Origin of the sequence: Brevundimonas sp. 1080 (genome assembly GCF_040545985.1) — a bacterium.
Taxonomy (GTDB): domain Bacteria; phylum Pseudomonadota; class Alphaproteobacteria; order Caulobacterales; family Caulobacteraceae; genus Brevundimonas.
In genome coordinates, this window is sequence record NZ_JBEPMW010000003.1 from 624,009 (window position 1) to 648,623 (window position 24,615).

The 24,615-nt window shown below is 66.4% G+C and carries 24 protein-coding genes; 10 read left to right on the forward strand and 14 right to left on the reverse strand.

What is annotated here, in order from left to right; all coding sequences use genetic code 11:
* The first annotated feature begins 72 nt into the window (after positions 1 to 72).
* Complete coding sequence (locus ABIC32_RS13710) at positions 73 to 804, forward strand: TonB family protein (RefSeq protein WP_354074539.1); 732 nt, start codon at positions 73 to 75, stop codon at positions 802 to 804.
* Here the strand turns inward: ABIC32_RS13710 and ABIC32_RS13715 are convergent.
* Together ABIC32_RS13715 and ABIC32_RS13720 are read right to left on the reverse strand one after the other, a co-directional pair.
* Positions 801 to 1,814 carry an NAD(P)/FAD-dependent oxidoreductase gene (locus ABIC32_RS13715; RefSeq protein ID WP_354074541.1) on the reverse strand — a complete coding sequence of 338 codons (1,014 nt, stop codon included), beginning with the start codon at positions 1,812 to 1,814 and terminating at the stop codon, positions 801 to 803. The genes ABIC32_RS13710 and ABIC32_RS13715 overlap by 4 nt on opposite strands.
* Positions 1,815 to 1,862: 48 nt before the next feature.
* A complete protein-coding gene (locus tag ABIC32_RS13720) occupies positions 1,863 to 3,710 on the reverse strand; it encodes a phosphoenolpyruvate carboxykinase (GTP) (protein ID WP_354074542.1) in 1,848 nt (615 codons plus the stop codon).
* A gap of 196 nt (positions 3,711 to 3,906) precedes the next feature.
* Here ABIC32_RS13720 and ABIC32_RS13725 point away from each other — a divergent pair, with 196 nt between their 5' ends.
* Positions 3,907 to 4,542, forward strand: a complete 636-nt coding sequence (locus ABIC32_RS13725; RefSeq protein WP_354074543.1) for a DUF938 domain-containing protein — start codon at positions 3,907 to 3,909, stop codon at positions 4,540 to 4,542.
* On the opposite strand, the gene ABIC32_RS13730 is transcribed toward ABIC32_RS13725, so the two are convergent.
* Entirely contained in the window at positions 4,543 to 5,034 is a 492-nt protein-coding gene (locus tag ABIC32_RS13730; protein ID WP_354074544.1) for a hypothetical protein, read from the reverse strand. It lies immediately after the preceding gene.
* 279 nt (positions 5,035 to 5,313) lie between these two features.
* On the opposite strand from ABIC32_RS13730, the gene ABIC32_RS13735 reads away from it, so the two are divergent.
* On the forward strand, positions 5,314 to 6,093 hold the full coding sequence (locus ABIC32_RS13735) for a pseudouridine synthase (protein ID WP_354074545.1): 780 nt from the start codon (positions 5,314 to 5,316) through the stop codon (positions 6,091 to 6,093).
* Between the two features lie 9 nt (positions 6,094 to 6,102).
* On the opposite strand, the gene ABIC32_RS13740 is transcribed toward ABIC32_RS13735, so the two are convergent.
* The 8 genes from ABIC32_RS13740 to ABIC32_RS13775 all read right to left on the reverse strand — a co-directional run bounded on the left by ABIC32_RS13740 (position 6,103) and on the right by ABIC32_RS13775 (position 12,958).
* Entirely contained in the window at positions 6,103 to 6,855 is a 753-nt protein-coding gene (locus ABIC32_RS13740; protein WP_354074546.1) for an ATP12 family chaperone protein, read from the reverse strand.
* Between the two features lie 17 nt (positions 6,856 to 6,872).
* Positions 6,873 to 8,357 (reverse strand): putative 2OG-Fe(II) oxygenase, encoded by a 1,485-nt coding sequence (locus ABIC32_RS13745; protein ID WP_354074547.1) that lies wholly within the window; start codon positions 8,355 to 8,357, stop codon positions 6,873 to 6,875.
* Positions 8,354 to 9,379 carry an RluA family pseudouridine synthase gene (locus ABIC32_RS13750; protein WP_354074548.1) on the reverse strand — a complete coding sequence of 342 codons (1,026 nt, stop codon included), beginning with the start codon at positions 9,377 to 9,379 and terminating at the stop codon, positions 8,354 to 8,356. Before ABIC32_RS13750 ends, ABIC32_RS13745 begins: the two co-directional genes overlap by 4 nt.
* On the reverse strand, positions 9,376 to 9,771 hold the full coding sequence (crcB, locus tag ABIC32_RS13755; protein ID WP_354074549.1) for a fluoride efflux transporter CrcB: 396 nt from the start codon (positions 9,769 to 9,771) through the stop codon (positions 9,376 to 9,378). Before crcB ends, ABIC32_RS13750 begins: the two co-directional genes overlap by 4 nt.
* A 40-nt stretch (positions 9,772 to 9,811) precedes the next feature.
* Entirely contained in the window at positions 9,812 to 10,300 is a 489-nt protein-coding gene (locus ABIC32_RS13760; protein WP_271041407.1) for a CC0125/CC1285 family lipoprotein, read from the reverse strand.
* Between the two features lie 64 nt (positions 10,301 to 10,364).
* The gene (locus ABIC32_RS13765; protein ID WP_354074550.1) at positions 10,365 to 11,087 is read right to left on the reverse strand and encodes an RluA family pseudouridine synthase; all 723 of its coding nucleotides are present in this window, start codon (positions 11,085 to 11,087) and stop codon (positions 10,365 to 10,367) included.
* Between the two features lie 39 nt (positions 11,088 to 11,126).
* On the reverse strand, positions 11,127 to 11,570 hold the full coding sequence (locus ABIC32_RS13770; protein WP_354074551.1) for a hypothetical protein: 444 nt from the start codon (positions 11,568 to 11,570) through the stop codon (positions 11,127 to 11,129).
* A 71-nt stretch (positions 11,571 to 11,641) separates the two neighbouring features.
* A complete protein-coding gene (locus ABIC32_RS13775) occupies positions 11,642 to 12,958 on the reverse strand; it encodes a replication-associated recombination protein A (RefSeq protein ID WP_354074552.1) in 1,317 nt (438 codons plus the stop codon).
* A 75-nt stretch (positions 12,959 to 13,033) separates the two neighbouring features.
* Between ABIC32_RS13775 and ABIC32_RS13780 the strand changes: the two genes are divergently transcribed.
* Positions 13,034 to 13,456, forward strand: a complete 423-nt coding sequence (locus ABIC32_RS13780; protein WP_354074553.1) for a VOC family protein — start codon at positions 13,034 to 13,036, stop codon at positions 13,454 to 13,456.
* Between the two features lie 4 nt (positions 13,457 to 13,460).
* Here ABIC32_RS13780 and ABIC32_RS13785 read toward each other — a convergent pair whose 3' ends face one another.
* Positions 13,461 to 14,864 carry a Do family serine endopeptidase gene (locus ABIC32_RS13785; protein WP_354074554.1) on the reverse strand — a complete coding sequence of 468 codons (1,404 nt, stop codon included), beginning with the start codon at positions 14,862 to 14,864 and terminating at the stop codon, positions 13,461 to 13,463.
* 219 nt (positions 14,865 to 15,083) lie between these two features.
* On the opposite strand from ABIC32_RS13785, the gene ettA reads away from it, so the two are divergent.
* Together ettA and ABIC32_RS13795 are read left to right on the forward strand one after the other, a co-directional pair.
* Complete coding sequence (gene ettA / locus ABIC32_RS13790; protein WP_055755177.1) at positions 15,084 to 16,751, forward strand: energy-dependent translational throttle protein EttA; 1,668 nt, start codon at positions 15,084 to 15,086, stop codon at positions 16,749 to 16,751.
* A 29-nt stretch (positions 16,752 to 16,780) separates the two neighbouring features.
* Positions 16,781 to 17,707, forward strand: a complete 927-nt coding sequence (locus tag ABIC32_RS13795; RefSeq protein ID WP_354074555.1) for a 2-hydroxyacid dehydrogenase — start codon at positions 16,781 to 16,783, stop codon at positions 17,705 to 17,707.
* A gap of 2 nt (positions 17,708 to 17,709) precedes the next feature.
* Here the strand turns inward: ABIC32_RS13795 and ABIC32_RS13800 are convergent, their stop codons facing one another.
* Positions 17,710 to 18,114, reverse strand: coding sequence for an EF-hand domain-containing protein (locus ABIC32_RS13800; RefSeq protein WP_066551861.1), 405 nt, complete (start codon positions 18,112 to 18,114; stop codon positions 17,710 to 17,712).
* 119 nt (positions 18,115 to 18,233) lie between these two features.
* Here ABIC32_RS13800 and ABIC32_RS13805 point away from each other — a divergent pair, with 119 nt between their 5' ends.
* From ABIC32_RS13805 to metH, 4 genes are read left to right on the forward strand one after another with little or no spacing between them, the layout of a single operon-like run.
* On the forward strand, positions 18,234 to 19,193 hold the full coding sequence (locus ABIC32_RS13805; protein WP_199059536.1) for an ArsR/SmtB family transcription factor: 960 nt from the start codon (positions 18,234 to 18,236) through the stop codon (positions 19,191 to 19,193).
* A complete protein-coding gene (gene metF, locus ABIC32_RS13810) occupies positions 19,193 to 20,149 on the forward strand; it encodes a methylenetetrahydrofolate reductase [NAD(P)H] (RefSeq protein ID WP_354074556.1) in 957 nt (318 codons plus the stop codon). The genes ABIC32_RS13805 and metF overlap by 1 nt, the downstream gene beginning before the upstream one ends.
* The gene (locus ABIC32_RS13815; RefSeq protein WP_165116201.1) at positions 20,146 to 21,228 is read left to right on the forward strand and encodes a homocysteine S-methyltransferase family protein; all 1,083 of its coding nucleotides are present in this window, start codon (positions 20,146 to 20,148) and stop codon (positions 21,226 to 21,228) included. The genes metF and ABIC32_RS13815 overlap by 4 nt, the downstream gene beginning before the upstream one ends.
* Positions 21,229 to 23,895, forward strand: coding sequence for a methionine synthase (gene metH, locus ABIC32_RS13820; RefSeq protein WP_354074558.1), 2,667 nt, complete (start codon positions 21,229 to 21,231; stop codon positions 23,893 to 23,895). It begins immediately after the preceding gene.
* Between the two features lie 45 nt (positions 23,896 to 23,940).
* On the opposite strand, the gene ABIC32_RS13825 is transcribed toward metH, so the two are convergent.
* A complete protein-coding gene (locus ABIC32_RS13825) occupies positions 23,941 to 24,495 on the reverse strand; it encodes a hypothetical protein (protein ID WP_199059532.1) in 555 nt (184 codons plus the stop codon).
* Positions 24,496 to 24,615 lie beyond the last annotated feature (120 nt).

Genomic DNA, 24,615 nt, shown 5'->3' on the forward strand with positions numbered 1-24,615 from the left:
AAGCCGCCACAACCTGCGCGCTCAACTTCCAGTTACGGGCGCTGCGGGGGCGGTGAACGAGGGAGTGACGTTATGATGATCCGTGCTGCCGGTGGTCCCGGCTTGATCAGCCCGATCGACTTCGGGGAACGCAAGAAACCCATCCCGCGCTGGATGCTGGGCGCCATCGGCGTCTCGGTCGTCCTGCACGTTGCGGCAGGGGTGGCGCTTTATAATCAAAGGTTCGAGTTGAGTGCGGCGCCCATCGACGACATCCTCGACCCGCCGGTCTCGGTGATGATGGCGCCGCCCAAACCCAAGCCCTTGCCCACGCCTGAAAAGGCGGCGCCGCCAACGCCCATTCACAAGTCGGCGATCCCCGTGCCCTCGACAGTGCAGACCATCCCGCTGACGCCGCCCGAGCCCGGCGTCGTGACCGCTCAACCCGGTCTGCCGACCATCAGCGTCGCTCCCACCGGCGTCGAGGGCGGCACGGCAACCGTCGAGACGCCACCGCGCCCGCCGTCGGTGATCAACAATCCAACTTGGGCCAGCCGGCCTTCGGCGGCGCAGATGGCGCGGGCTTATCCGACCCGCGCCGCAGAGAACGGCACGCCGGGTTCGGCGACGCTCAGTTGCGTGGTCAATGCGGACGGCGGCCTGAACGGCTGCCGGGTCGTGGGCGAGACACCGAGCGGCCAGGGCTTCGGCCGCGCCGCACAGAGCCTGACACGGTCGTTCCGCATGAACCCGCGCACCGTGGACGGCCGGCCGGTCGACGGCGCGACCGTCAACTTCACCGTCCGGTTCGCGATGGAGGGCTAGAACCGACCAGGGTCGAGGGCGCGGGCGTGCGGCGACGCCGTCCGCCCCTCGATCGCATCGGCGACCACGGCGCCGACCAAGGGCCCCAGCAGCCAGCCGTTTCGACGCGGCGCCAAGGCCAGAAACAGACCCTCTTCACCAGGCGCCGCGCCCGCGAGCGGCAGACCATCCGCCGTCGCGCCGCGGATGCCGACGCGCCATTCGATAGACAGCGGCTCAGGCGACCGACCCAGCGCCGCCCACGCCGCCTGGGTCAGGCGTTCGGACGCCTCGGCATCCGGCGCCGTATCCCGCCGCCCAGGCTCCATCGTCGCTCCGATGACCGCGCCAGACGCCATTGGCGCGACATAGGCGCCCGGCCCGCGCACGACATGATCGACAAGATGTTCGGCTGCGACGCCGATCTGTCCGCGGATCGGCTGGATTTCCTCGATCAATCGGCGCGCGACATCGGGCAGACCCGCAATGGCGTCACAGGCGCCGGTGGCCAGCACGACCGCCTCCGCATCCAGCCACTGATCGCCGATTTCGAGTCGCCAGCCGCCATCGGCGCGGGCGATCGTCGTCACCGTCCCCGCTACGACAGCCTCGCCCAGCGCCTGCCTTAGCGCGGCCAAAGCCTGTGTTGGCTCGACCTGATAATCGTCATCGGTCGTGACGCTGGCGCCATCGCGCCGCGCGTCGAAGCCCAGCGCGCGCAACCGCGCCTCCATCGCCCCCACGTCGCCGCCTCTCCATTCGGCGGGTCGACGCGCCAGAGCTATGCCGGCGGCGCTCGCGAACTCGGACCACAGGTCGCGTCCCGCCCGAAACAGTTGGGCGCGATCCAGCGACACGTCATCGATGGCTGATTCCATCGCCGGGGCGATCATCCCCGCAGCCACCAAGGAGGCGTTCACCTCGCCGGGATCGACCACCAACACCGCCCGGCCGCGCCGATGAAGTTCAAACGCCGTGCAAAGCCCCAGCACGCCGGAGCCGACAATCACGATGGGAGAGGAAGACGTCACGGGCCGTCTGATCGACCCGCAACGTCCCTATTGCAAGATGGCTTTCGCCTATTCCGCCGCCATCGAGGCTGCGCCGGCGTCGTCCAGACGCACGACCAGAGCCGCGTGCTGGTCCCACAGGGCGGTCGGCAGTCGATCGCCGAACTGGCGATAGAAGTCGGGGATCAGCGCCGCCTCTTCGGCCCAGACGCCTGCATCCACGTCCAGCAGGGTCGACAATTGCGCCGGCGTCAGGTCCAGGCCTGACAAATCCAAGGCCGTGACCGAAGGCACACGCCCGACCGCCGTATCGACCGCCTCGGCCTCGCCGTCGATCCGCTCGCTGATCCACTTCAACACGCGCGCATTGTCGCCGAAACCGGGCCAGACGAAGCGGCCGTCCTGATCTTTTCTGAACCAGTTGACGAAGAAGATGCGCGGCAGTTTCGAGGCGTCTCGCCCCTGGCCCATCTTCAGCCAGTGGGCGAAATAGTCGCCCATGTTGTAGCCGCAGAACGGCAGCATGGCGAAGGGATCACGGCGCAGTTCGCCGACCTTGTTCTCGGCCGCCGCCGTGCCTTCGGACGCCACGGTCGAGCCCATGAAGACGCCGTGCTCCCAATCGAAGGCTTCGGTCACCAACGGCACGGCGCTGGCGCGACGACCGCCGAACAGGATGGCGTCGATCGGCACGCCCCTGGGATCTTTCCACTCCGGCGCTATGGCCGGGCATTGGCTGGCGGGCGCCGCGAAACGGGCGTTGGGGTGCGCGGCGGGTTCGCCGGACGCGGGATCGTGCGGACGGCCCTTCCAGTCGGTCAGACCTTCGGGCGTCTCCTTGGTCAGACCCTCCCACCAGACATCGCCATCGTTGGTCAGGGCGGTGTTGGTGAAGATGGTGTTGGAGGCCAGGGTCTCCAGCGCATTGTGATTGGTGTTGCGGCTGGTGCCCGGCGCGACGCCGAAGAAGCCCGCCTCGGGATTGACCGCATAGAGCCGCCCGTCGTCGCCGAACCGCATCCAGGCGATGTCGTCGCCGATGGTCTCGGCCTTCCAGCCCGGCAGGCTGGGCTGCAGCATGGCCAGGTTGGTCTTGCCGCAGGCGCTGGGGAAGGCGGCGGCGACGTATTTCGCCCGGCCCTTCGGATCCGTCAGCTTCAGGATCAGCATATGCTCGGCCAGCCATCCCTCATCGCGAGCCATGATCGAGGCGATGCGCAGGGCGTAGCATTTCTTGCCCAACAGGGCGTTGCCGCCGTAGCCCGAGCCATAGGACCAGATCTCGCGCGTTTTCGGGAAGTGCACGATCCATTTGTCGTCGTTGCAAGGCCAGGCCACGTCCGCCTGACCGTCGGCCAGCGGCGCGCCCAGCGTATGGACGGCCGGCACGAAGACGCCCGTCTCGCCCAGCTGATCCAGCGCCGGCTTGCCCATGCGGGTCATCACCCCCATCGACAGGGCGACATAGCCGCTGTCGGTGATCTCGACGCCCAGGGCGCTGATCTCCGACCCCAGCGGGCCCATGCAGAAGGGCACGACATACATCGTCCGCCCCGCCATGCAGCCGTCGAACAGACCATCCAGACGCTCACGCATCTCGATCGGATCGGCCCAGTTGTTGGTCGGGCCGGCGTCGGCCTGCTCATCCGAGCAGATGAAGGTGCGGCTCTCGACGCGCGCCACATCGCGGGGATCGGAGGCGGCGTAGTAGCAGCCCGGCCGCTTGGTCTGATCCAGCGCCTTCAGCGTGCCCTTGGCCAGCAGGTCGGCGGTCATGACCTCTTTCTCGGCCTCCGAGCCGTCGCACCAATGGACCTTGGCGGGCTTGGTCAGGGCGGCGATCTGCTCGACCCAGGCGATCAGCCCAGCATGGGCGGTGGGCGCCGGACGCAATCCGGGCGTAGTGAGAATGGACAAGGGCGTCTCCTGAGCGAAAAGGTCCGACGATCTGACGCCGTCGTGGCCTTCAGAGCGTGACGATCACGCACTGTTACAAGCGAATTGCGCCGGGCCTCGGTGATCGTCAAATTGCGCAAAAAATGCACAAACAACCGGCCTTTCGCGGTGAGAAATCGCAGATGTGTTCGTCGCGTTTCGGCGATACTTAGGACGAATGAACAGCCTGGACTCCATTACTGTCTTGCCGGACGGCGCACTGACATCGCCCGCTGCGCGGCGCAATGCCGAGGCGATTCTTCGCGTGCTCCGCGCCCATCTGTCGGCGCGTGGATCGGTGCTCGAGATCGCGTCCGGATCGGGCGAACACGCCGCCGCCTTCGCCGCCGCCCTGCCGGATCTGGACTGGACGCCCAGCGACCCCAGCGATCAAGCCCGCGAAAGCATCGCCGCCTGGAGCCGCCAGCTCGATCTGTCGAACCTGAAACCGCCGTTGGCGCTCGACGCCGGCGACCCCACGACATGGCCAGCCGACACGTTTGACACTCTGTATTGTGCGAACATGACGCACATCAGCCCCTGGTCGGTGACCGAGGGGCTGATGGATCTGGCCGGTCGGGTCTTGCGACGGCCCGGCGGCCTGCTGGCGCTTTACGGCCCCTACCGCGAGGCCGAGGTTCCGCTGGCGGAGTCGAACGCGGCCTTCGAGGCCAGTCTGAAGGCGCGAAACGTGCAATGGGGTCTGCGTGATCGCGAAGCGGTCGAGGCCCTAGCCCGCTCGCATGGCCTTGCGGCCACGCTGCGGGTTCAGATGCCGGCGAACAACCTCATCCTGCTTTTCCGCGCCGTCTGATCAGACGATCGCGCCGACCAGCTTGGACAGTTCGGCCCGCTCGTTCAGGAGGGTCACCCCACCGTCCTTAAACACCGCGCCCTCGGCCTGTGCTGATAAGCCGAAGCTATCGGCCGCCAGCGTGACGCCGTCAGCGAAGGCGATGACCGTCAGGCCGCTTGTACGCGCCAAGTCGATCAGCGACCGCACGGCCGCCAACGACGCCTCGTCCGTCGAACCACCTGGAACGACCAAACCCTTCAGACGGCCTTCGGCGATGTCCTTGGCCGTTGCGGTGGCCAACACGGTCACGCCGCCGGCGATCAAACTGGCGTCGCCCGTCGAAATCGGGGCCAAGCCCACGCCTTCGGCCCGCAACGCGCCCTCCACGTCGCCCAACTCGCCGAACGCCATGTCACGCCGCATCACCAGCCCCATGCGCAGACGGGTGGGGACAGGACGGTTGTAACCGGTGCGACGGGGGCCTGCGGAAGATTTGTTTTGAGCGAACAAGACGTCTCCTTGAGATGTTTCAATACTGATCTAGATCCGACGAGCGACGCTGTCGAACCACCCACGCCGATGACCAGAAAAATGAAAATCGACGGGTCCGACGCGTGTCGTCCCACACTCTGGCTCATTTGTGGAATGCCGTCAGATATAGTGATGATCCCGTCCGGATCAACCTGCCAGTTCGAACAGACTGGCCTTGCTGATCCTGAAAACGGCGCCCCGCTTGCTCGCGATCCCGCCCGGCTCTAGACAGCCGCATCGATTGGACGACGGAATTGCATGGCCTTCACCCGCACCTATGACGGCGACGAACCCGTTCGCGTGAACAAGTGGCTGGGCCAGACCGGCGTCTGTTCGCGGCGCGAGGCCGATACCCTGATCGCCAATGGTCTGGTCTCCATCGATGGCGAGACCATCAGCGACGCCGGCCGAAAGATTCAACCGGGCGAAACCCTGACCCTGAACGACACCGCCCAGGCGGCCTTGGCGACGGGCATGACCCTGGTGCTGCACAAGCCGGTCGGTTACGTCTCGGGCCAGCCCGATCCCGGCAAGATCCCGGCCGTGCGACTGCTGAAGACGCCCAATCGTGTCGGCGAAGGCGAGACGCCTGCGCGGGATGCCTCCTTGCCTCCCATCGGTCGGCTGGATGAGGATTCGCGCGGCCTGTTGCTGCTGTCGTCGGACGGCGTCGTCGCCAAGGCGGTGATCGGCCCGGCGTCCGAGCTGGACAAGGAATATCTGGTCGTCGTCGAAGGCCAGATCACCGAAGGCAAGCTCAGCAAGCTGCGCCACGGCCTGTCTCTGAACGACAAGCCGCTAAAGCCCGCCCGCGTCACCCAGATCGAGCCGCAACGCCTTCGCTTCGTCCTGACCGAGGGCAAGTATCGCCAGATCCGACGCATGTGCGAACTGGTCGGGCTGGAGGTCGTAGATCTCTATCGCACCCGCATCGGGCCGCTGGTATTGGGCGACCTGCCCGAGGGTCGCTGGCGCCACCTGACCGATCAGGAACGCGCGATGCTGATCTCGGCCTCTACGACGCCGCCCGCGCTCTAATCGAGCGCCCTAATCGAGCGCTCTGAACCACAGATCCAGCAGTTGGGCCTCCTCCCGGCGCGCCTCGGTGCGTTCGGCGGCCTCTGCGTCCACGCCCCACTGCTCTTCTTGGAACAGCTCGTCGATCCGCGACAGGTCGAACGCCGCCCCGCCACCCAACGCGCCCTGCTCAACCGCCAGGGCCAGCACCGCCGATCCCAGCAGCGGCACAGCCGTCGCCAGCCCCGTCAGGCGGAAGTCGTTCAGCGACAGGGCGTGCGCCTTGACCCGCGCGATGGCGTCCGGCGACTGCGGCCGATGCACGATGCCGGCGACCGGCTCCAGCGCCACGTCCATCTCGCGCGCAGCCCAATCGCGCCACGGCCCCCATTCCCGCGCCTGGCGCTCGACCAGCGGCGTCGGATGTTCGGCCAGATAGCAGACCACGTCCGATCCGGCATAGGCGGCAATCTCGTCCGCGACAGGCTCGCGCGCCTGCCAGATCCGGTCGATCGCGGTCGAGGCCAAGCGCGTCGCCGGCATGGTCGACGGATCCAGAAAGTGCCCCTGGGCCGCCCATTCGTCGGCGACCAACTGCGCCGCAGCCTGCGTCGGCAAAACCAGCGGCGCCTTGTCCGGTGTTTTCGGCGTGCGCCCATCCAACAGCACGGCCCAGCCCCCGTCCGCATGCGGCCCGACGCCCGCCTCGGTCCAGAAGCGGGAGATACGATCCGGCGACTGCTCGACGAAACGTGGGCGATGCGGGGTGGGTTGGTCGGTCATCAGAAGGTCCGTTGGAATCAGGCCGGCACGACGTCGAACGCCAGCGTCAGACGCGACGCCTCGCCGCCGAACGGCTGGGTGCCATGCCACATATAGGAAGGAAACAGCACCAACGTGCCGGGTCGGGGCTGCACACAGTGTTCTGCCGCCAAACTCGGCAGGCCGGGCGGCGCGCCGAACCGCAACCAGCCGTCGCGGCGCTCGCCCTGCACCGCCGGCGGCAGTTCGATATGGCATGCCGAGGACAGCCAGCCGTTCGAATGAATATGGTCGGCGTGAAATCCGTTCGGCTTCAACCGCACCGACCAACTGCCCTGGATGCGATAGTCGCCCGTATTGCGCGCCCTCAGCGGATCGTCGCCGTGGCCAACCGCCGCCATATAGTCGCGGATCGGCTTGTCGATGGCCTTGAAGAAGGCGCGAATGGCCGGATCTTCGCTCTGAGCCAAGGACGCGCTGGTCTGCGATCCCCCGCGCAGCGACTGGCCCACCGGATGGGTCTTTAGCGTATGCAGATCGTGCAGCGCCTTCGCCAGATCGACCAGATAGGCCTCCAATGACGCCCACCCGTCAGGCGCCTGCAGCCGATACGGCCGCACGAAGGCGTCGTAGTCGTAAAGCCGGCCGTACCGCACATCGTCGAGCATCCGCCAGGCCGTCGCCTGAAAGGCCAGCACATGCTGGTTCAGCGGCTCGCGCGTCCGCAACGTCTCGATCGTGACCAGCGCCGCCTCGGCCTGACCCAGCGCCAACAGGCATTCGGCCTGGGTCACCATGATCGCCGGAACCTCGCCGCCCGCCAGCGCCGCCGCCCGGTTCGCATGGTCCAGCGCCCCGAGGGGATCCCACGTCAGACACGCCTGCGCCGCCGCCAGTTCCCCGGGCCCATCCAGCGGTCCGGCGACCAGGGTGCGATAGGCCCGCTCGCCCTCCCCTGCATATTCCAGCAGCTTCGCCTTGATCTGGCGCAGCAAAGGCGTCGCTGGCGATACGGCGATGGCGGCATCCAGCGGCGCGCAGGCGGTCTCCAGATCGGCATCCCGCATCCAGATCAGCTGGCTCAAATCACGCAACGCGTCGCCATAGCCGGGACGCCGCAGCAGCGCATTACGATAGGCGTCCTCGGCCTCGTCGAACCGGCTCTGCGCCTGCAACGCCCGCGCTAGCACCAGCCAGGTTTCGGGCGCATCGCCGCCGATAGACATGGCGGCGCGACATGCGGCTTCCGCCTCGGCCGATCGTCCAAGATCGCCGAGGGTGGACGCCAGATTATGCCACGCTGGCACGCTGTGGGGCCGAACTGCGACGAGTCGCTGCGACAGCGCCGTACTCTCGTCCAGACGCCCCGCCCGCTTCATCAGATCGGCCTGGACCGACAGCGCCTGCCACGGCGCATCGGCCTGCTGCGCTATCGGCGCCAGCATATCCAAGGCCGCGTTCATCCGCCCGGCGGCGGCCAGAGCCTTGGCCCCTTCGACCCTCGCCTGGACCTCAGCAGTCACCGGATTCGCTTCACGCCCAGGAAGGGATCGTCTTCGGCCTCGTCCTCGGAGAAACCGAAGTGGGCGAAGCCGGCTTTCATCTCGGGGCTCAAGGGAGCGGTGACTTTGAGAACGCCGCCGCGCGGGTGGTCCAGTTCGATGCTGCGGGCGTGCAGTTGCAGCTTCAGCGGGCCCGACAGTTCACGCGATCTCTCGTCGCCGTATTTCGGATCGCCCAGAATGGGATGGCCGATCCCCGCCATATGGGCGCGTAGCTGGTGCGTCCGTCCGGTGAAGGGGCGCAGGGCCATCCAGGCCGCCCGGTGCGAGGCGCGGCTGATGGTCGAGAAGGCCGTTTCGGCCGGTTCGGCGCGCGGGTCCTTGCGCTCGGCCGGTCGCATCATCTCGAAGTCGTTGATGCCCGTCTTCTTCAGCGGCATGTCGATCTGGCCCGTATAGGGTTTCGGATTGCCGATGACGATGGCCCAATAGGTCTTCTTGGCTTGTCTACGCGCAAAGGCGCCCGCCAGACGCTTGGCCGCCTCCGGCCCCTTGCCCAACAGCAGGACGCCCGAGGTGTCTCGGTCCAGCCGGTGGACCAGGCGCGGTCGCTCCAATCCCTCGCCCCAGGCCGACAGCAGACGATCGACGTGACGGCTCGTCTTGGTCCCGCCCTGCACCGCCAGGCCATGCGGCTTGTTCAAGGCGATGACCATGTCGTCTTCGTACAGAACCAGCGACTTGGCGAAAGCGACGTCCTTTTCCGACAGGGTGTGGGCGTCGCCCGCCTGTCGTGACGTGTCGTCGGGGATCGGCGGCACGCGCACGGCGGCGCCGGCGGTCAGTCGGCCTTCGGGCTTGATGCGGGCGCCGTCCACGCGGATTTGACCGCTGCGGGCCATCTTCTGCACTTGGATGTTGGACAGGTGCGGCCAGCGACGGCGGAACCAGCGGTCCAGCCGGATGCCGTCCTCATCCTCGGCGACATAGATCGTCAGGACTTCGCGCTTGGGCGCATCGGCTGCGGGCGGCTGATCGGTCAAGCGGGAACTCCAAAGGCGCGGCGGGCGACCATCAGGCCGACGAACAGGGCCGCGATGGCGAGAACAACCGAGCCGATCACATAGGCGGCGGCCAGGCCGATCTGGCGGCGCTCGATCATCTGTACCGCTTCCAGCGAATAGGACGAAAAGGTCGTGAACCCGCCAAGCACGCCCACGGCGGCGAACAGGCGCACCATCTCCTGCTGCGCCCCGCCCCGGAACGCCAGCCAGCCGACGAGCAGACCCATCATCAGACCGCCGGCGACGTTGGCGGCGAAGGTGCCCATGGGCCAACCGGCATTGGGCGCGAGCCGCCCGGCGGCGAGGCCAAGGCCATAGCGCGCCATGGAGCCGATGGCCCCACCTGCCGCAACGAGAAGAAAACGTGTCATCGTGCGGCGATATATACGCCGCCCGCGCCGAAAGCGATGGTCAGCGCGGGATGGAGCCCTGCACCGAGCGCGCATCATAGGCGTTCGGACGATCTGGCTTCTGGCCGCGTCCCAGAACCACTTCCAGCGTCGTCGAGGTCGGCTGTGGTCCGCTGAAGTTCAGACCAACGCCCACGCCGACGCCCGAAGCCGAATAGCCGCCATATCGGCTGCTGCCGCCGCCGATGGAGACGCTTGGGCTGACCCCGCCCGCGCCACCCGGCCGACCATCGGTCCAGCTCTGCGTCACCTCGAACCAGTCGTAGCCTTGTTCGGTAGTCAGGTCGGCGGCGCGCACCAGCGCCCAATCGGCGACACGGCCCGCAGCGCCGACGCCGTTGTAGGTGACACGGTAGCGGTTGGATTCGATCCGCTGCTCGGAATACCCCTGCCCGTTCGGGCCCATCTGTGCGCCATAGGGCGCCAAGCTGGCGCAGGCGGTCAGGGCCAGGGCGGAAAGACCGGTCAGGGCGAGTGCGAGACGCTTCATCGGAGGTATCCTTTCAACGACATAGCGCCAAAGCGCGCACGCCGTTCCCTGAAGCGACATTGACCTAAAGACCCAGCGCCGTCCTCAGCGTCGCGAAATCCTCGGGCGGCGGCGCTTCGACCGTGGTCGTCCCACCCTCGGGATGCGGAAAAGTCAGTTTGGCGGCATGCAGCATCAGCCGCGGCGCCGGCCCGACCGCCGTGGTCAGGGCGCCCCCGTAGCGCACGTCCCCGATCAACGGCCGACCGATATGGGCCATGTGGACACGCAGCTGGTGCATCCGCCCGGTCAGCGGCTCCAGCTCGACCACGGCCCCTTCAGGTCCTGCGGCCAAGGTCCGATAGCGGCTCTGCGACCCTTGCGCGCCCGGCGCGTCAAAGGCGACGACCCGCATATAGCTTTCGCGCCCGATCTCCTCGCGGCGCAACGGCGCGTCGATGGTCGCTGCCTTGGGATCAGGCGCGGCCGACAGCAGGGCCAGATACTGTTTCCTGAAACGCCGCATCTGCAACGCCTTGCCCAGAAAACTGGCAGCCGGCTTGGTCTTGGCCGCCAGGATCACGCCCGAGGTGTCGCGATCCAGCCGATGCACCAACTCCGGCCGCTTGCCGTTTGACCGCGCGAACGCCCAAAGCAGGTCGTCCAGCGTATGCGCCTTGATCCGCCCGCCCTGGCTGGACAGCCCCGGCGGCTTTGAGAAGGCGATGACGTGCGCATCCTCGTGGATCACCCACGACCGGACGGCGGCGATATCATCGGATGAAAGATCGGCAGGAACGCGGGTCACGGCGCGTCCATACGCGACGGCGCGCCCTGCGTCAGCCCATCAGCGCAGCACGCCGCGTTTGCGCATATTGAACGCATAACCAAACAGTAGAACCGCAATCAGCAGGATGACGATTGGCATCCAGCTCATGGCCGCCAGTTCGGGCGGCGCCGGCGGCGGAGGATCGATCAACTTGCCATAGATCAGGCTGATCAACGCGCCCAGCAGCGACAGACCGAAGGCCGGAACCGCCCAACGCCGGCGCAAAAGCAGCATCACCGAGCCGATCACCGCTCCCCAGACCCCCAGCGTCCACGGCACATACATCCAGCCGGGCATGGCCTCGTAATAGGCGACCATGGCGTCGTCGAAACCCGCCGCCCGCATATAGGCCTCGCCCCGCGTCGTGGTCTGAATGAAGTCGAATGCACCGAACCCGCTCCACAACAAAGACAACACGCCCACCAGCCACAGATGCCAGGGCGTTTTCACCGTCTCGATCATCGTCCCCTCCCAAGGATGTCAGGCCGGAACGCTAACCGCCTTATCGACTGGCGACAATGAACAGCGTTCAGTCAGTCGCCGGACGCGCCCGCGGCCAGCCGTGCTCGCATCTCGGCCCAGCGCTCCAAACGCGCCTTGACCTTCTCCTCGTGCCCCTCGCCCTTGGGCTTGTAGAAGGTGCGACGGTCCATCTCGTCGGGGAAGAAGTTCGCGCCCGAGAAGCCCTCGGGCGTGTCGGGGTCATATTGATAGCCCTTGCCGTACCCCAGCGACTTCATCAGCTTGGTCGGGGCGTTGCGGATATGGGCGGGCGGCATCAGGGAGCCCGTCTCATAGGCCGCCTTCTTGGCCGCCTTGAACGCTTCGTACACCCCGACCGACTTGGGCGCGGTCGCCAGATGCACCACCGCCTGGGCCAGGGCCAGTTCACCCTCGGGACTGCCCAGGAAATCATAGGTGTCCTTGGCCGCATTGGCGACCAGGATCGACAGCGGGTCCGCCTCGCCGATGTCCTCGACCGCCATCCGCACGATCCGCCGCGCCAGATAGAGCGGATCCTCGCCTCCGTTCAGCATCCGCGCCAGCCAATAGAGCGCGGCGTCAGGGTCGGAGCCCCGAACCGATTTATGTAGGGCGGATATGAGGTTATAGTGTTCTTCTCTCGACTTGTCGTAGGCGGGCGCACGGCGTTGCAGCACGCCCGCCAGTCCCTGCACGTCCAGCTTTTCGCCCTCAGGCAGGTCGAACAGCACCTCCGACATGGTCAGCAGATAGCGCCCGTCGCCGTCGGCCAGGGCCAGCATCGCCTGCCGGGCCTCCGGCGTTAGCGGCAGGGTCCGGTCCATATGCGTCTCGGCCCGGCTCAGCAGCTGATCCAATGCGGCATCGTCCAGCCGCTTCAGCACATAGACCTGACTGCGCGACAGCAAGGCGCCGTTGAGCTCGAAGCTGGGGTTTTCCGTCGTGGCCCCGACCAGGGTCACCACGCCTGCCTCGACGAACGGCAAAAAGCCGTCCTGCTGGGCGCGGTTGAAGCGGTGGATCTCATCGACGAACAGCAGCGTGCTCTGTCCCGCCGCACGCCGCATCCGCGCCGCCTCGAACGCCTTCTTCAAGTCGGCGACGCCCGAAAACACCGCGCTGATCGCCTGATATTCATAGCCGGCCGCCTGCGCCAGCAGGCGCGCGATCGTGGTTTTGCCCGTCCCCGGCGGTCCCCACAGGATCATAGAGCCCAGCCGCCCCGCCTCGATCATGCGCCGGATCGGCCCGCCTGGCCCCAGCAGATGATCCTGCCCGACCACCTCGTCCAGCGTGCGCGGACGCAGGCGGTCGGCCAGAGGGGCGTCGGGGGGCAGAATGCCGGAAGCTTCGAACAGGTCGCTCATGGGTGCGACCTATGTAGGCGTTCGCCAACGGCTTTTCACGCGCTAGTATCGCATCCCGACACGGAGACCGCCCTCATGACCGACGCCAAGCCCAACCAGGGTCCGACTTCCGGCGTGACGCCCCATCTGACAATCCCGTCGCGCGGGGCGTCTGCGGCGATCGACTTCTACATCATCGCCTTCGGCGCCGAGGTTCTGGACCGCCGTCTCGCCGACGACGGCGAGCGACTGATGCACGCCCACCTGAGGATCAACGGCGCCAGCGTCATGTTGAATGACGAGTTTCCGGAATACGGCGGCTCACAGGACGTGCGGCCCACCGGCGTGACCCTGCACCTTCAGGTCGCCGACCCCGACGCCTGGTGGACGCGCGCCATGACCGTCGGCGGCGCGGAACCCGTGCTGGACATGGCCGATCAGTTCTGGGGCGACCGCTACGGCGTCCTGCGCGACCCCTTCGGCCACACCTGGTCGATCGGCGGGCCGACGAAGGCCTGACGACCTATCTCAGCACGCCGCGGATCTGACGGCCGCCCCGGTTGACCACGACCTCCCACGGGCCTCGACCAGAACTGGCGGCCTCGACATCGCGGGCCGAGCCGATGGCGCGGCCATTGATGCTGACGATCAGGTCGTTCTGGCGGAAGCCCGCCCGCGCCGCATAGCCACGGCCGGACACGCCGGTCACGATGACGCCCGTTGCGAACGGATCGCCCCCCAAACGGTCCGCTAGAGCCGGGCTAAGCGCCACGACCTCGGCGCCGGCGAAGGGGCCGGACTGGATCGTCGTCCCCTGTTTGGGATCGGCGTCGCCCGGCAGGGTCTGAACCCGCGCGGTGAGCGTCTGCGCCCGACCGTCGCGCAGGATGGACACCTGCACCAGATCGTTCGGATTGCGCGAGCCGACGCGATAGTTCAGCCCGTTCTGGTCGTTGATCTCCTGACCATCGACGGCGGTGATGACATCGCCCTGACGAATACCGGCGCGCGCGGCCGGGCCGTTGGCGTAGACGTCAGTGACGACCAGCCCCTGCGGCCGGCTCAGACCCAGGCTGCCAGCGATATCGCCAGTCACAGTGTCGCCCTTCACGCCCAGCCAGGGCCGAACCACAGCCGTCGCGCCGCCCAGCGCGCTGTCGACGACCCGCTTGACCATGGCCGCCGGCACGGCGAAGCCAACCCCGGCCGAGGAGCCCGAGCGCGAGAAGATGGCGGTGTTGATGCCGATCAGGTCGCCGTCCATGTCCACCAGCGCCCCGCCCGAGTTGCCGGGGTTGATGGCCGCGTCGGTCTGGATGAAGGAGCCGCTGTCGGAAATGCCGGTCTCGGTCCGGTTCAGGGCCGAGATGATGCCGTTCGTCACCGTCTGGCCCACGCCGAACGGATTGCCGATGGCCAGGACCAAATCGCCGACCTGTTGCTCTTCCTGATCGTCGATGGCCAGCACCGGCAGGCGGTCGCTGACGTTTTCCAGCCTCAGCACGGCGATATCGCTGCGCTCGTCGGCCAGGATGACGGTAGCCGGAAACTCGCGCCGGTCATTCAGCACAACCTTGATCTGCTGGGCGCCGTCGATGACGTGGTTGTTAGTCACCACGATCCCGTCCGAGCGGACGATGACGCCGGAGCCCACAGACTCGGCCACCCGCGCCTGGGGAATGCCGCCGCCGAAGAACTGGAAGAAGGGATCGGCCTGCACCCGCTGCACGCTGCGCGCCGAGATATTGACCACGGCCGGCGCAGCCGATCGCACCACCGGCGCGAAGCTGGACTTCATCCCCGCCGCATCGGCCGGGGCGGTGCGCGTCGGCTGGGCGAACTCGCCCTCCTGCGCCTTGGAGTTCGAGGGATTGCCGCACGCCGATAGGGCGAAGGCGGCGGCGAGCACGATCGATCGGGTCTTCATGGGCATCCGAGACTGGGGCATCCGAGACTGGCAAGCGTAGAATGACGCCATTCCGCACCCGGTTTCGGGCCGGATCAAGGCGTTGGACTGCCATCAACGGACAAGCTTTTCAGCCGTTCCGTTCGGCCGCCTGCCCGCCATATTTGCCCTTCGCGCGCAGGATCGCTACATCCGGCGCAACTCCCCATTCAGACGAACCCGAAGGGCGCACCGCACCTCATGGCGCAGCAATATATTTTCCAGATGCAGGGTCTGACCAAGACCTTCCCCGGCGGCCGCAAGATCTTCGAGAACATCTGGCTCAGCTTCTACAACGACGCCAAGATCGGCGTCGTCGGCGTCAACGGCTCGGGTAAGTCCACCCTGCTGAAAATCATGGCCGGCCTGGACAACGAGTTCAACGGCGAGGCCCGCGCCGCCGACGGCATCAAGCGCGGCTATCTGGAACAGGAGCCCCAACTCGATCCGGCCCTGAACGTGCGCCAGAACGTCGAGGCATGGTGCGAAGAGAAGCAGTGGGTCAACCGCTTCAACGAAGTCGCCGCCGAACTGGGCGAAAACTACACCGACGAACTGATGGAGGAGATGACCTCCCTTCAGGAAAAGATCGACGCCGGCGACGTCTGGGATATCGACAGCCGCATCGACCAGGCCATGGGCGCCCTGCGCTGCCCGCCTGACGACTGGGAAGTCACCAACCTGTCCGGCGGTGAAAAGCGCCGCGTGGCCTTGGCCCGTCTGCTGCTGTCCAAGCCCGACATGCTGCTGCTCGACGAACCGACCAACCACCTGGACGCCGAATCCGTCGCCTGGCTGCAGCACCACCTGGAAAACTTCCCCGGCTGCGTCATCCTGGTGACCCACGACCGCTACTTCCTGGACCTCGTCACCAAGTGGACGCTGGAGCTGGACCGCGGCAAGGGCCACCCGCACGAGGGCAACTATTCCTCGTGGCTGGAAGCCAAGACCAAGCGCGTCGTGCAGGAGCAGTCGGAATCCGAAGCCCGCCAGCGCGCCCTCACCCGCGAACTGGAATGGGTCCGTTCGGGCGCCAAGGCCCGTCAGGCCAAGTCCAAGGCCCGTCTGGCCGCCTACGAGCGTATGGTCGAGGAACAGGAATCGATGCGCGGCGCCCAGACGCACGCCCACATCCAGATCCCGCCCGGGCCGCGCCTCGGCAACGTCGTTCTGGAAGTCGAGGGGCTGCAAAAGACCTATGGCGACAAGACGCTGTTCGACAACCTGACCTTCAAACTGCCGCCCAACGGCATCGTCGGCGTCATCGGCCCGAACGGCGCCGGCAAGTCGACCATGTTCAAGCTGATCACCGGCCAGGAACAGCCCGACGGCGGCACGATCAAGGTCGGTGAGACCGTCAAACTGGCTTATGTCGATCAGTCGCGTGACGACCTGAAGCCGGACGAAACCATCTGGCAGGCCATTTCGGGCGGCACCGACGTGATGATGGTCGGCAAGCGCGAGATCAACACCCGCGCCTATGTCGGCAGCTTCAACTTCAAGGGCGGCGACCAGCAGAAGAAGGTCGGCCAGCTGTCCGGCGGTGAGCGCAACCGCGTCCACCTGGCCAAGACCCTGGCCTCGGGCGGCAATCTGATCCTGCTCGACGAACCGACCAACGACCTGGACATCGAAACCCTTCAGAACCTCGAAGAGGCTCTGGAAGAGTTCGCCGGCTGCGCGGTGGTTATCTCCCACGACCGCTGGTTCCTTGACCGTCTGGCCACCCACATCCTCGCCTTCGAGGGCGACGGCCATGTGGAATGGTTCGAGGGCAACTTCGAAGCCTACGAACAGGACAAGATGCGCCGCCTGGGCGCCGACAGCATCATTCCCAAGCGCATCCAGCACCAGAAGTTCGGCCGCTGATCGCCTGACCTGACAAGAGGAGCCGCTGCATGACCCAACGCCCCGCCGTTCTCATCATGCAGCGGCATCTTGCGCCGCTCTCGGGATTTCTGGAGAGCGCCTACGACGTCTATCGCTTCTGGGAAGGTCCGCCGATCGAGGCCGCCCACGACATCCGCGTCATGGTCGTCGCCGGCGAGGCGCCGCTGGACAAGGCACTGATCGAACGCCTGCCCAATCTCGACCTGATCGCCTGTTTCACTTCCGGCTATGACGGGATCGACATCGACTGGTGCCGCCAGCGCGGTCTGCCCGTCACCCACGCCCCCGGCGTCAATCACGAGGACGTCGCTGATCATACCCTCGGCCTGATCCTGGCCGCGCGCCGTCAGATCGCCTCGGGCGACCGTCAGGTCCGCGCCGGCGGCTGGACCTTCGAGACGCGCACCATCACGACGTCGCTTGCCGGCCAGAAGCTGGGCATCGTCGGCTTGGGCCACATCGGCAAGGCCGTCGCCGACCGCGCCGAGGCCTTCCGAATGGCGGTCAGTTGGTGGGGGCCGCGGCCGCACGACGCCGAATGGCCACGCGCCGACAGCCTGCTGGCGCTCGCCAAGGCCAGCGACATCCTCGTCGTCGCCTGCAAGGCGGACGAGACCAATCGCGGCCTGATCTCGCAAGACATCCTCGAGGCGCTTGGCCCCGACGGCCTTCTGATCAACGTCTCGCGCGGTCAGGTCGTGGACGAGGACGCCCTGATCGCCGCCTTGAAGTCAGGGACATTGGGTCAGGCGGCCCTGGATGTCTTCATCGAAGAGCCGACAGACCCAGCCCGCTGGGCCGACGTGCCTAATGTCATTCTTACACCCCACACCGCAGGGGCCACGACCGCCGGGGTGCAGGGCATGCTGATGCTGCTGATCGAAAATCTGCAGGCGCATTTCGCGGGCGAGCCGCTGAAGACGCCCGTCGTCTGACTTCAGCGGGGACGCTGCGGCCGCTCGTCCGCCGTCACCACGCCGTCGCCGTTCTTGTCCATCGCCTTGAAGGCGGCGGCGAGGCCCACGTCGAACTCTTCGCGAGTAATGCGCCCGTCCGCATCGGCGTCGAAGCGCGCCAGCATCCGACCGCCGCGTGCATTGGCTAGTTCGCTGGCGTCGACCACGCCGTCTTCATTGGCGTCTAGGCGGTTGAACATCTGGGTCATGCGCGCCTGCATCTGGGCCAGGTTTTCGCGCTCCGGCGGCCGCATCTGTCCGCCCATAGGCCGCCCTGACATTTCAGGTCCAGACATTTGAGGCATGGGCGTCTCGGGAAAGTCGCTCTGGGCCAACGCCGGACTGGCGGCGGCGACAGCAAGAGCGGCGATGAACAGGCTACGCATGAGATCACTCCAAGACGGGTCTATGGGCTTTAACGCGCGCACAAACCATTCCCGTCGACGCGTTTCCAAGAAACCGATTTCACTTGCCAAATCATATAAGGATATCTTTATATGAGCATATGAGTTTGTCCGCAGATCAGACTGTCGAAGCCCTCCGCGCCGCCGGCGAACCCACCCGTCTGCGCGTTCTGTCGCTGCTGGCGGGCGAAGAGCTGTCGGTCATGGAGATGTCGCGCATTCTGGACCAAAGCCAGCCGCGCGTATCACGCCATCTGAAGCTGATGACCGACGCCGGTCTGATCGAACGCTTTCCCGACGGCGCCCGCGTCTATTACCGCCTGTCGCATGACGCCCAGGCGCGCCGGTTGATCGACACGGTGCTGGACATCCTGGCCGAAGACGCCGGCGAGGCCGATCATCGCCGTCTGGACGAGGTCCGCAAGGACCGCGAGGAAGCCGCCGCCAGCTATTTCGAACAGGTTGCGCCCCAGTGGGACCGCCTGCGTTCGCTCTACGTCAGCGAAAGCGCTGTCGAGGCGGCGCTGGAAAAGGCGGTCGGTCCCGGCCCCTTCGAACGCGTCGTCGATCTGGGCACGGGTTCCGGCCGGATGCTGACCCTGTTCGGCAAGAAGGCCAAGATGTCGGTCGGGCTGGACCTCAGCCAGAACATGCTGAACATCGCCCGCACGAATGTCACCAAGGCGGGTGTAGAGCAGGTCGAACTGCGTCACGGCGATATCTTCGCCACCCGTTTGCCCGCCGCCAGCGCCGATCTGGTGATCGTGCATCAGGTGCTGCACTACCTGTCCGATCCGTCCGCCGCCGTCGCCGAGGCCGCCCGCCTGGTCAGTCCGGGCGGCCGCCTGGTCATCATCGACTTTGCTCCGCACGACTTCGAACATATGCGTGAGGCGCATCAGCATCGTCGCCTGGGCTTCGCCGACAGCGAGATCAACGGCTGGCTGCTCGACGGCGGCCTGAAGCCATCGGCCCCCATCGCCCTGCCCCACGACGCCGAGGGCCTGACCGTGACCATCTGGACGGCGGAACGCCGCGTCCAGGACAGAAAGACCGCCTGATGGCCTCCTCCGCCTCCCTCAATTTGGCCGACGCTCGCGCCCTGCTGCTGTCGCCGCTCGGCCCCGTAGCCCGCGCCGGATCGAACCGCGACGCCGTGCGCGTCTCGTTCGAATTCTTTCCACCCAAGACCGATGAGGCCGAGGCCAATTTGTGGACGGCGATCCGCCGTCTGGAGCCGCTGAACCCCGCCTTCGTCTCCGTGACCTACGGCGCCGGCGGTTCGACCCGCGAGCGGACCCACCGCACAGTCCAGCGCATCATCACGGAAACTTCGCTCCGCCCCGCCGCCCACCTGACCTGCGTCGAGGCCAGCCGTGACGAGGTCGACAAGGTCATCGAAGGCTACAAGGCGATCGGCGTCGATCACATTGTGGCTCTGCGCGGCGATCCGCCCGGCGGGGCTGGCATTGGTGGCGTCTATCAGCCGCGCGCCGACGGCTATGCCAACGCCACCGAGCTGACCGCCGCCATCAGCCGCATCGGCGGATTCGACGTCACGGTCGGCGCCTATCCCGAACGCCATCCCGAAAGCCCCTCCATCGATCACGACATCGAGGTACTGAAGGCCAAGGTCGATGCCGGAGCGACCCGCGCCGTCAGCCAATTCTTCTTCGACATCGACGCCTTCCTGCGGTTCCGCGACCGGGTGCGGGCGGCGGGCGTCACCATCCCCCTGATCCCCGGCGTCATGCCGGTGTCCAACTTCGCCGGTCTTCAGCGGATGTGCGGCGCGTGCGGCGCCAGCATTCCCGACTGGCTGAAGGCGCATTTCGACGGCCTGGACGACGATCCCGAAACCCGCAAACTGCTGGCCGCCTCGGTCGCCGCCGAGACTTGCGCGCGTCTGCAGGAAGAGGGTTTCTCCGACTTCCACTTCTACACCCTCAACCGCGCCGACCTCGTCTATGCGATCTGTCGGGTTCTGGGCGTGCGCGAGACGGCGGCAGCCCAATGACCCGCGCAGAACGCATCGCCGCCCTGCATCAGGCGGCCAAGGAACGCATCCTGGTCCTCGATGGCAGTTGGGGTGTCATGATCCAGCGTCGCGGGCTGGACGAAGCCGACTTCCGCGCCGACCGCTTCGTCGCCGCCAACGGCTATGACGAGAAACACCAGATGAAGGGGAACAACGACATCCTCTGCATCACGCGGCCCGATGTCATCGCCGACCTGCACGACCAGTATTTCGCGGCCGGCGCCGACATCAGCGAAACCAACACCTTCTCGGGCACAACCATCGCCCAGGAGGACTACGCCCTGGACGCCCAGGCGGTGTGGGACATCAATCTGGAGGGCGCGAAACTGGCCCGCGCCTCGGCCGACCGCTGGACGGAAAAGGAGCCGCACAAGCCGCGGTTCGCCGCCGGCTCCATCGGCCCGCTGAACAAGATGCTGTCGATGTCGTCCGACGTGAATGACCCCGGCGCCCGCAGCGTGACCTTCGACCAGGTCTATGAGGCCTATCGCCATCAGGTGAAGGCGCTGAACGAAGGCGGGGTCGATCTCTATTTGATTGAAACCATCACCGACACGCTGAACTGCAAGGCCGCGATCAAAGCGATCAAGGACTTGGAAGACGAAGGCATGGACGTCCTGCCGATCTGGATCAGCGGCACCATCACAGACCGCTCGGGCCGCACCCTGTCGGGCCAGACGGCCGAAGCCTTCTGGAACAGCGTACGCCACGCCAAACCCTTCGCCGTCGGCTTCAACTGCGCCCTGGGCGCCGATCTGATGCGGCCCTTCATCGCCGAGCTGAGCCGCGTCGCCGACACCCTGGTCGCCGCCTATCCCAACGCCGGCCTGCCCAACGCCATGGGCCAATACGACGAAGAACCGCACGAGACCGCCCACTTCATCGAGGAATGGGCCGCCTCCGGCCTGGTAAACATCGTCGGCGGTTGCTGCGGCACCACGCCGGATCACATTCGCCACGTCGCCGAAGAGGTCGCGCCGCTGAAGCCGCGCGCCATCCCGGAACGGCCGGTGGCCCTGCGTCTGTCCGGCCTCGAACCTTTTGAATTGGTAGCGTAAGTGCGCCCTGTGTTCATCAACGTCGGCGAACGGACCAACGTCACCGGCTCGGCCAAATTCCGCAAGCTGGTGGTCGAGGGCGACTATTCGGCGGCGCTGGACGTCGCTCGCCAGCAGGTCGAGGCAGGCGCCCAGATCATCGACGTCAACATGGATGAAGGGCTGCTGGACGGCGTCGTCGCCATGCGGACCTTCCTGAATCTGATCGCGGCCGAGCCCGACATCGCCCGCGTGCCGGTGATGATCGACAGCTCCAAATGGGAAGTGATCGAGGCGGGCCTGAAGTGCGTTCAGGGCAAGCCCATCGTCAACTCGATCAGCATGAAGGAGGGCGAGCACGCCTTCCGCGACCATGCGATCAAATGCCTGCGCTACGGCGCCGCCGTCGTGGTCATGGCCTTTGACGAAGTGGGTCAGGCCGACACCGCGGCCCGCAAGATCGAAATCTGCACCCGTGCCTATGACATTCTGGTCAACGAGGTCGACTTCCCGCCCGAGGATATCATCTTCGACCCCAACATCTTCGCCGTAGCGACAGGGATCGAGGAGCACGACAACTACGCCGTCGACTTCATCGAAGCGACGCGGGCGATCAAACGCACCCTCCCCTACGCCCGCGTCTCGGGCGGGGTGTCGAACGTCTCGTTCAGCTTCCGCGGTAACGAGCCGGTGCGCCGCGCAATCCACAGCGTCTTCCTGTACCACGCCATCAACGCCGGCATGGACATGGGCATCGTCAACGCCGGCGACCTGCCGGTCTATGACGACATCGACGCCGAATTGCGCGAGGCAGTCGAGGATGTGATCCTGAACCGGCCGCAGCGAACCAATGTCTCGAACACCGAGCGGCTGGTCGACATGGCGCCCCGCTACAAGGGCGAGAAGGGCCAGGCCCGCGTCGTCGATCTGAAATGGCGCGAACAGCCGGTCGGCAAACGGATCGAACACGCCTTGGTCAACGGCATCACGGAGTTCATTGAGGCCGACACCGAAGAGGCGCGCTTGGCTTCAGAGCGCCCGTTGCATGTGATCGAAGGCCCACTGATGGATGGGATGAACGTGGTCGGCGACCTGTTCGGCTCGGGCAAGATGTTCCTGCCGCAGGTGGTGAAGTCCGCCCGCGTTATGAAGCAGGCTGTCGCCTGGCTGGAGCCCTTCATGGAGGCCGAGAAGGCAGGCAAGCCGCGCGAGCAGGCGGGCCGCATCCTGATGGCGACGGTCAAGGGCGACGTCCACGACATCGGCAAGAACATCGTCGGCGTCGTGCTGCAATGTAACAACTACGAGGTTATCGACCTCGGCGTCATGGTCCCGGCCGACCGCATCCTGGACGAGGCCAAGGCCCACAACGTCGACATCATCGGTCTGTCGGGCCTGATCACGCCTTCGCTGGACGAAATGGTCTTTGTCGGCGCCGAGATGGAACGGCGCGGCTTCGACATCCCTCTGCTGATCGGGGGCGCAACCACTAGCCGCACCCATACGGCGGTCAAGATCGAGCCCGCCTACCGCCGGGGCTCGACCACCTATGTCGTCGATGCGTCGCGCGCCGTCAGCGTCGTTTCGGGGCTGCTGTCCAAGACCGAGCGCGCGAAGAATGAGGCCGCCACCCGCGACGAATACATCCGCATCCGCGAGCAGTACGCTCGCGGCCAAGAGGTGAAGGCGCGAGCCACCTTGGCTCAGGCGCGCGAGAACCGCTTTCGCATCGACCCCGCCCAGCCTATGCCTGGCAAGCCATCCTTCCTCGGCGTGAGGGCGTTCGACGCCTGGGATTTGCAGGATCTGGCCGACCACATCGACTGGACGCCCTTCTTCGCCAGCTGGGAGCTGATCGGCCGCTATCCGCTGATCCTAGACGACGAGATCGTCGGCGAGGCCGCGCGTGACCTGTTCGCCGACGCCCAAGTCATGCTGAAGCGGATCATCGACGAGAAGTGGTTCACGGCCAAAGGCGTTGTCGGCTTCTGGCCGGCGCGCGCCGACGGCGACGATGTCATCGTCTACGCCGACGAAGGCCGCGACACGGAGGTCGCCCGCTTCCACACCCTGCGCCAGCAGATCAAGAAGTCGAACGGTAAGCCGAACCTGGCTCTGTCCGACTTCATTGCCGATGAGGGGGACGACTATCTCGGCGCCTTCGCCGTCACGGCTGGGCACGGCGAGCTGGAAGTCGCGAAACGGTTCAAGGACGCCGGCGACGACTATTCCGCCATCCTCGCCACCGCCTTGGCTGACCGTCTGGCCGAAGCCTTCGCCGAACGGCTGCACAAGGAGGTCCGCACCACCCTGTGGGGCTATGCCGCCGACGAAACGGCCGACATCGATGCGCTGATCGCCGAACACTACCAAGGCATCCGCCCTGCCCCCGGTTATCCGGCCCAGCCCGATCACACGGAAAAAGCCACCCTGTTCCGTCTGCTTCAGGCCGAGGATAATGCCGGCATGGCCCTGACGGAAAGCTTCGCCATGACGCCGCCGGCCTCGGTTTCGGGCCTCTATTTCGGCCATCCGGGCAGCCACTATTTCGGCGTCGGCAAGATCGATCTGGACCAGGTCGAAGACTACGCCCGCCGCAAAGGCTGGGACGTCGCCACGGCTGAGCGCTGGCTGGCGCCCATCCTCAACTACGATCCCTACGCCGCCAAACGCGAAACGGCGGCTTGAGCCGAACTCGAGCCGCCGTCTGTCATCGGATCACCGCTGAACTGATCAGTTGATGCCGACGCTCTCCAGCGTAGCGGGCGGCGTGGTGATGTTGTCGCGCAGGCGGCGCGCGGCGTGCTCGCAGCGGCCCGGCAGACCGAAGAACAGGCCGAACGACTGGCTGCGCGCCTCCGCATCGGGATTGGCCATCAGCGGCGCCCACTGCGCCTTGACCGCGGCGACGGCCTGCTCAGCCTCGGCCTTCGAAGCCGCCGATTGGCGCGGCGCGGCCGCAGCCAGGGCGCTGCGGAAATCCTGGGCTTCGAGACGACCCAGACGCACCAGCTCGATATCCTCCGGCGCGCGCGAAGTCAGGGTCTCACCCAGATCGGCATGTCCGGTCACAAGCGCATCGCACCACGCCACCAGCGGATAGTCGGCGCTCGGCGCACCGCGCGGCAACGGCCGTGCATAGGCGATGGCTTCGCGCGTCTTCAACGCATCGGCGGTCTCGCCCGAGCGATTACCAGTCACGATCGGCCCATCCTGCGTTTGAGCGACAGCCGCGCTGGCAGCCAGCAGCGACAGGACCGACAGTCCGGGAACGACAAATTTCAACATGATCTTCCTTGGAGGAGCGCGCCGCAAACAGACGACGATCCGTAACGCTCGCCCGCCCGAATGGTTTTTCTACGGCGCCGCTTAAACGAAAAAGGCGGCGGAGCGTTGCTCCGCCGCCTC

What these genes read in the sequence shown, in the direction of transcription:
- ABIC32_RS13780 (WP_354074553.1), top strand. Translation starts at nt 13,034, where the DNA reads ATGACCGACGCCAAGCCCAACCAGGGTCCGACTTCCGGCGTGACGCCC.
- ABIC32_RS13710 (WP_354074539.1), top strand. Translation starts at nt 73, where the DNA reads ATGATGATCCGTGCTGCCGGTGGTCCCGGCTTGATCAGCCCGATCGAC.
- ABIC32_RS13805 (WP_199059536.1), top strand. Translation starts at nt 18,234, where the DNA reads ATGAGTTTGTCCGCAGATCAGACTGTCGAAGCCCTCCGCGCCGCCGGC.
- ABIC32_RS13785 (WP_354074554.1), bottom strand. Translation starts at nt 14,864, where the DNA reads ATGAAGACCCGATCGATCGTGCTCGCCGCCGCCTTCGCCCTATCGGCG.
- ABIC32_RS13795 (WP_354074555.1), top strand. Translation starts at nt 16,781, where the DNA reads ATGACCCAACGCCCCGCCGTTCTCATCATGCAGCGGCATCTTGCGCCG.
- ABIC32_RS13740 (WP_354074546.1), bottom strand. Translation starts at nt 6,855, where the DNA reads ATGACCGACCAACCCACCCCGCATCGCCCACGTTTCGTCGAGCAGTCG.
- ABIC32_RS13800 (WP_066551861.1), bottom strand. Translation starts at nt 18,114, where the DNA reads ATGCGTAGCCTGTTCATCGCCGCTCTTGCTGTCGCCGCCGCCAGTCCG.
- ABIC32_RS13760 (WP_271041407.1), bottom strand. Translation starts at nt 10,300, where the DNA reads ATGAAGCGTCTCGCACTCGCCCTGACCGGTCTTTCCGCCCTGGCCCTG.
- ettA (WP_055755177.1), top strand. Translation starts at nt 15,084, where the DNA reads ATGGCGCAGCAATATATTTTCCAGATGCAGGGTCTGACCAAGACCTTC.
- ABIC32_RS13775 (WP_354074552.1), bottom strand. Translation starts at nt 12,958, where the DNA reads ATGAGCGACCTGTTCGAAGCTTCCGGCATTCTGCCCCCCGACGCCCCT.
- metF (WP_354074556.1), top strand. Translation starts at nt 19,193, where the DNA reads ATGGCCTCCTCCGCCTCCCTCAATTTGGCCGACGCTCGCGCCCTGCTG.
- ABIC32_RS13770 (WP_354074551.1), bottom strand. Translation starts at nt 11,570, where the DNA reads ATGATCGAGACGGTGAAAACGCCCTGGCATCTGTGGCTGGTGGGCGTG.
- ABIC32_RS13735 (WP_354074545.1), top strand. Translation starts at nt 5,314, where the DNA reads ATGGCCTTCACCCGCACCTATGACGGCGACGAACCCGTTCGCGTGAAC.
- ABIC32_RS13825 (WP_199059532.1), bottom strand. Translation starts at nt 24,495, where the DNA reads ATGTTGAAATTTGTCGTTCCCGGACTGTCGGTCCTGTCGCTGCTGGCT.
- crcB (WP_354074549.1), bottom strand. Translation starts at nt 9,771, where the DNA reads ATGACACGTTTTCTTCTCGTTGCGGCAGGTGGGGCCATCGGCTCCATG.
- ABIC32_RS13815 (WP_165116201.1), top strand. Translation starts at nt 20,146, where the DNA reads ATGACCCGCGCAGAACGCATCGCCGCCCTGCATCAGGCGGCCAAGGAA.
- ABIC32_RS13725 (WP_354074543.1), top strand. Translation starts at nt 3,907, where the DNA reads ATGAACAGCCTGGACTCCATTACTGTCTTGCCGGACGGCGCACTGACA.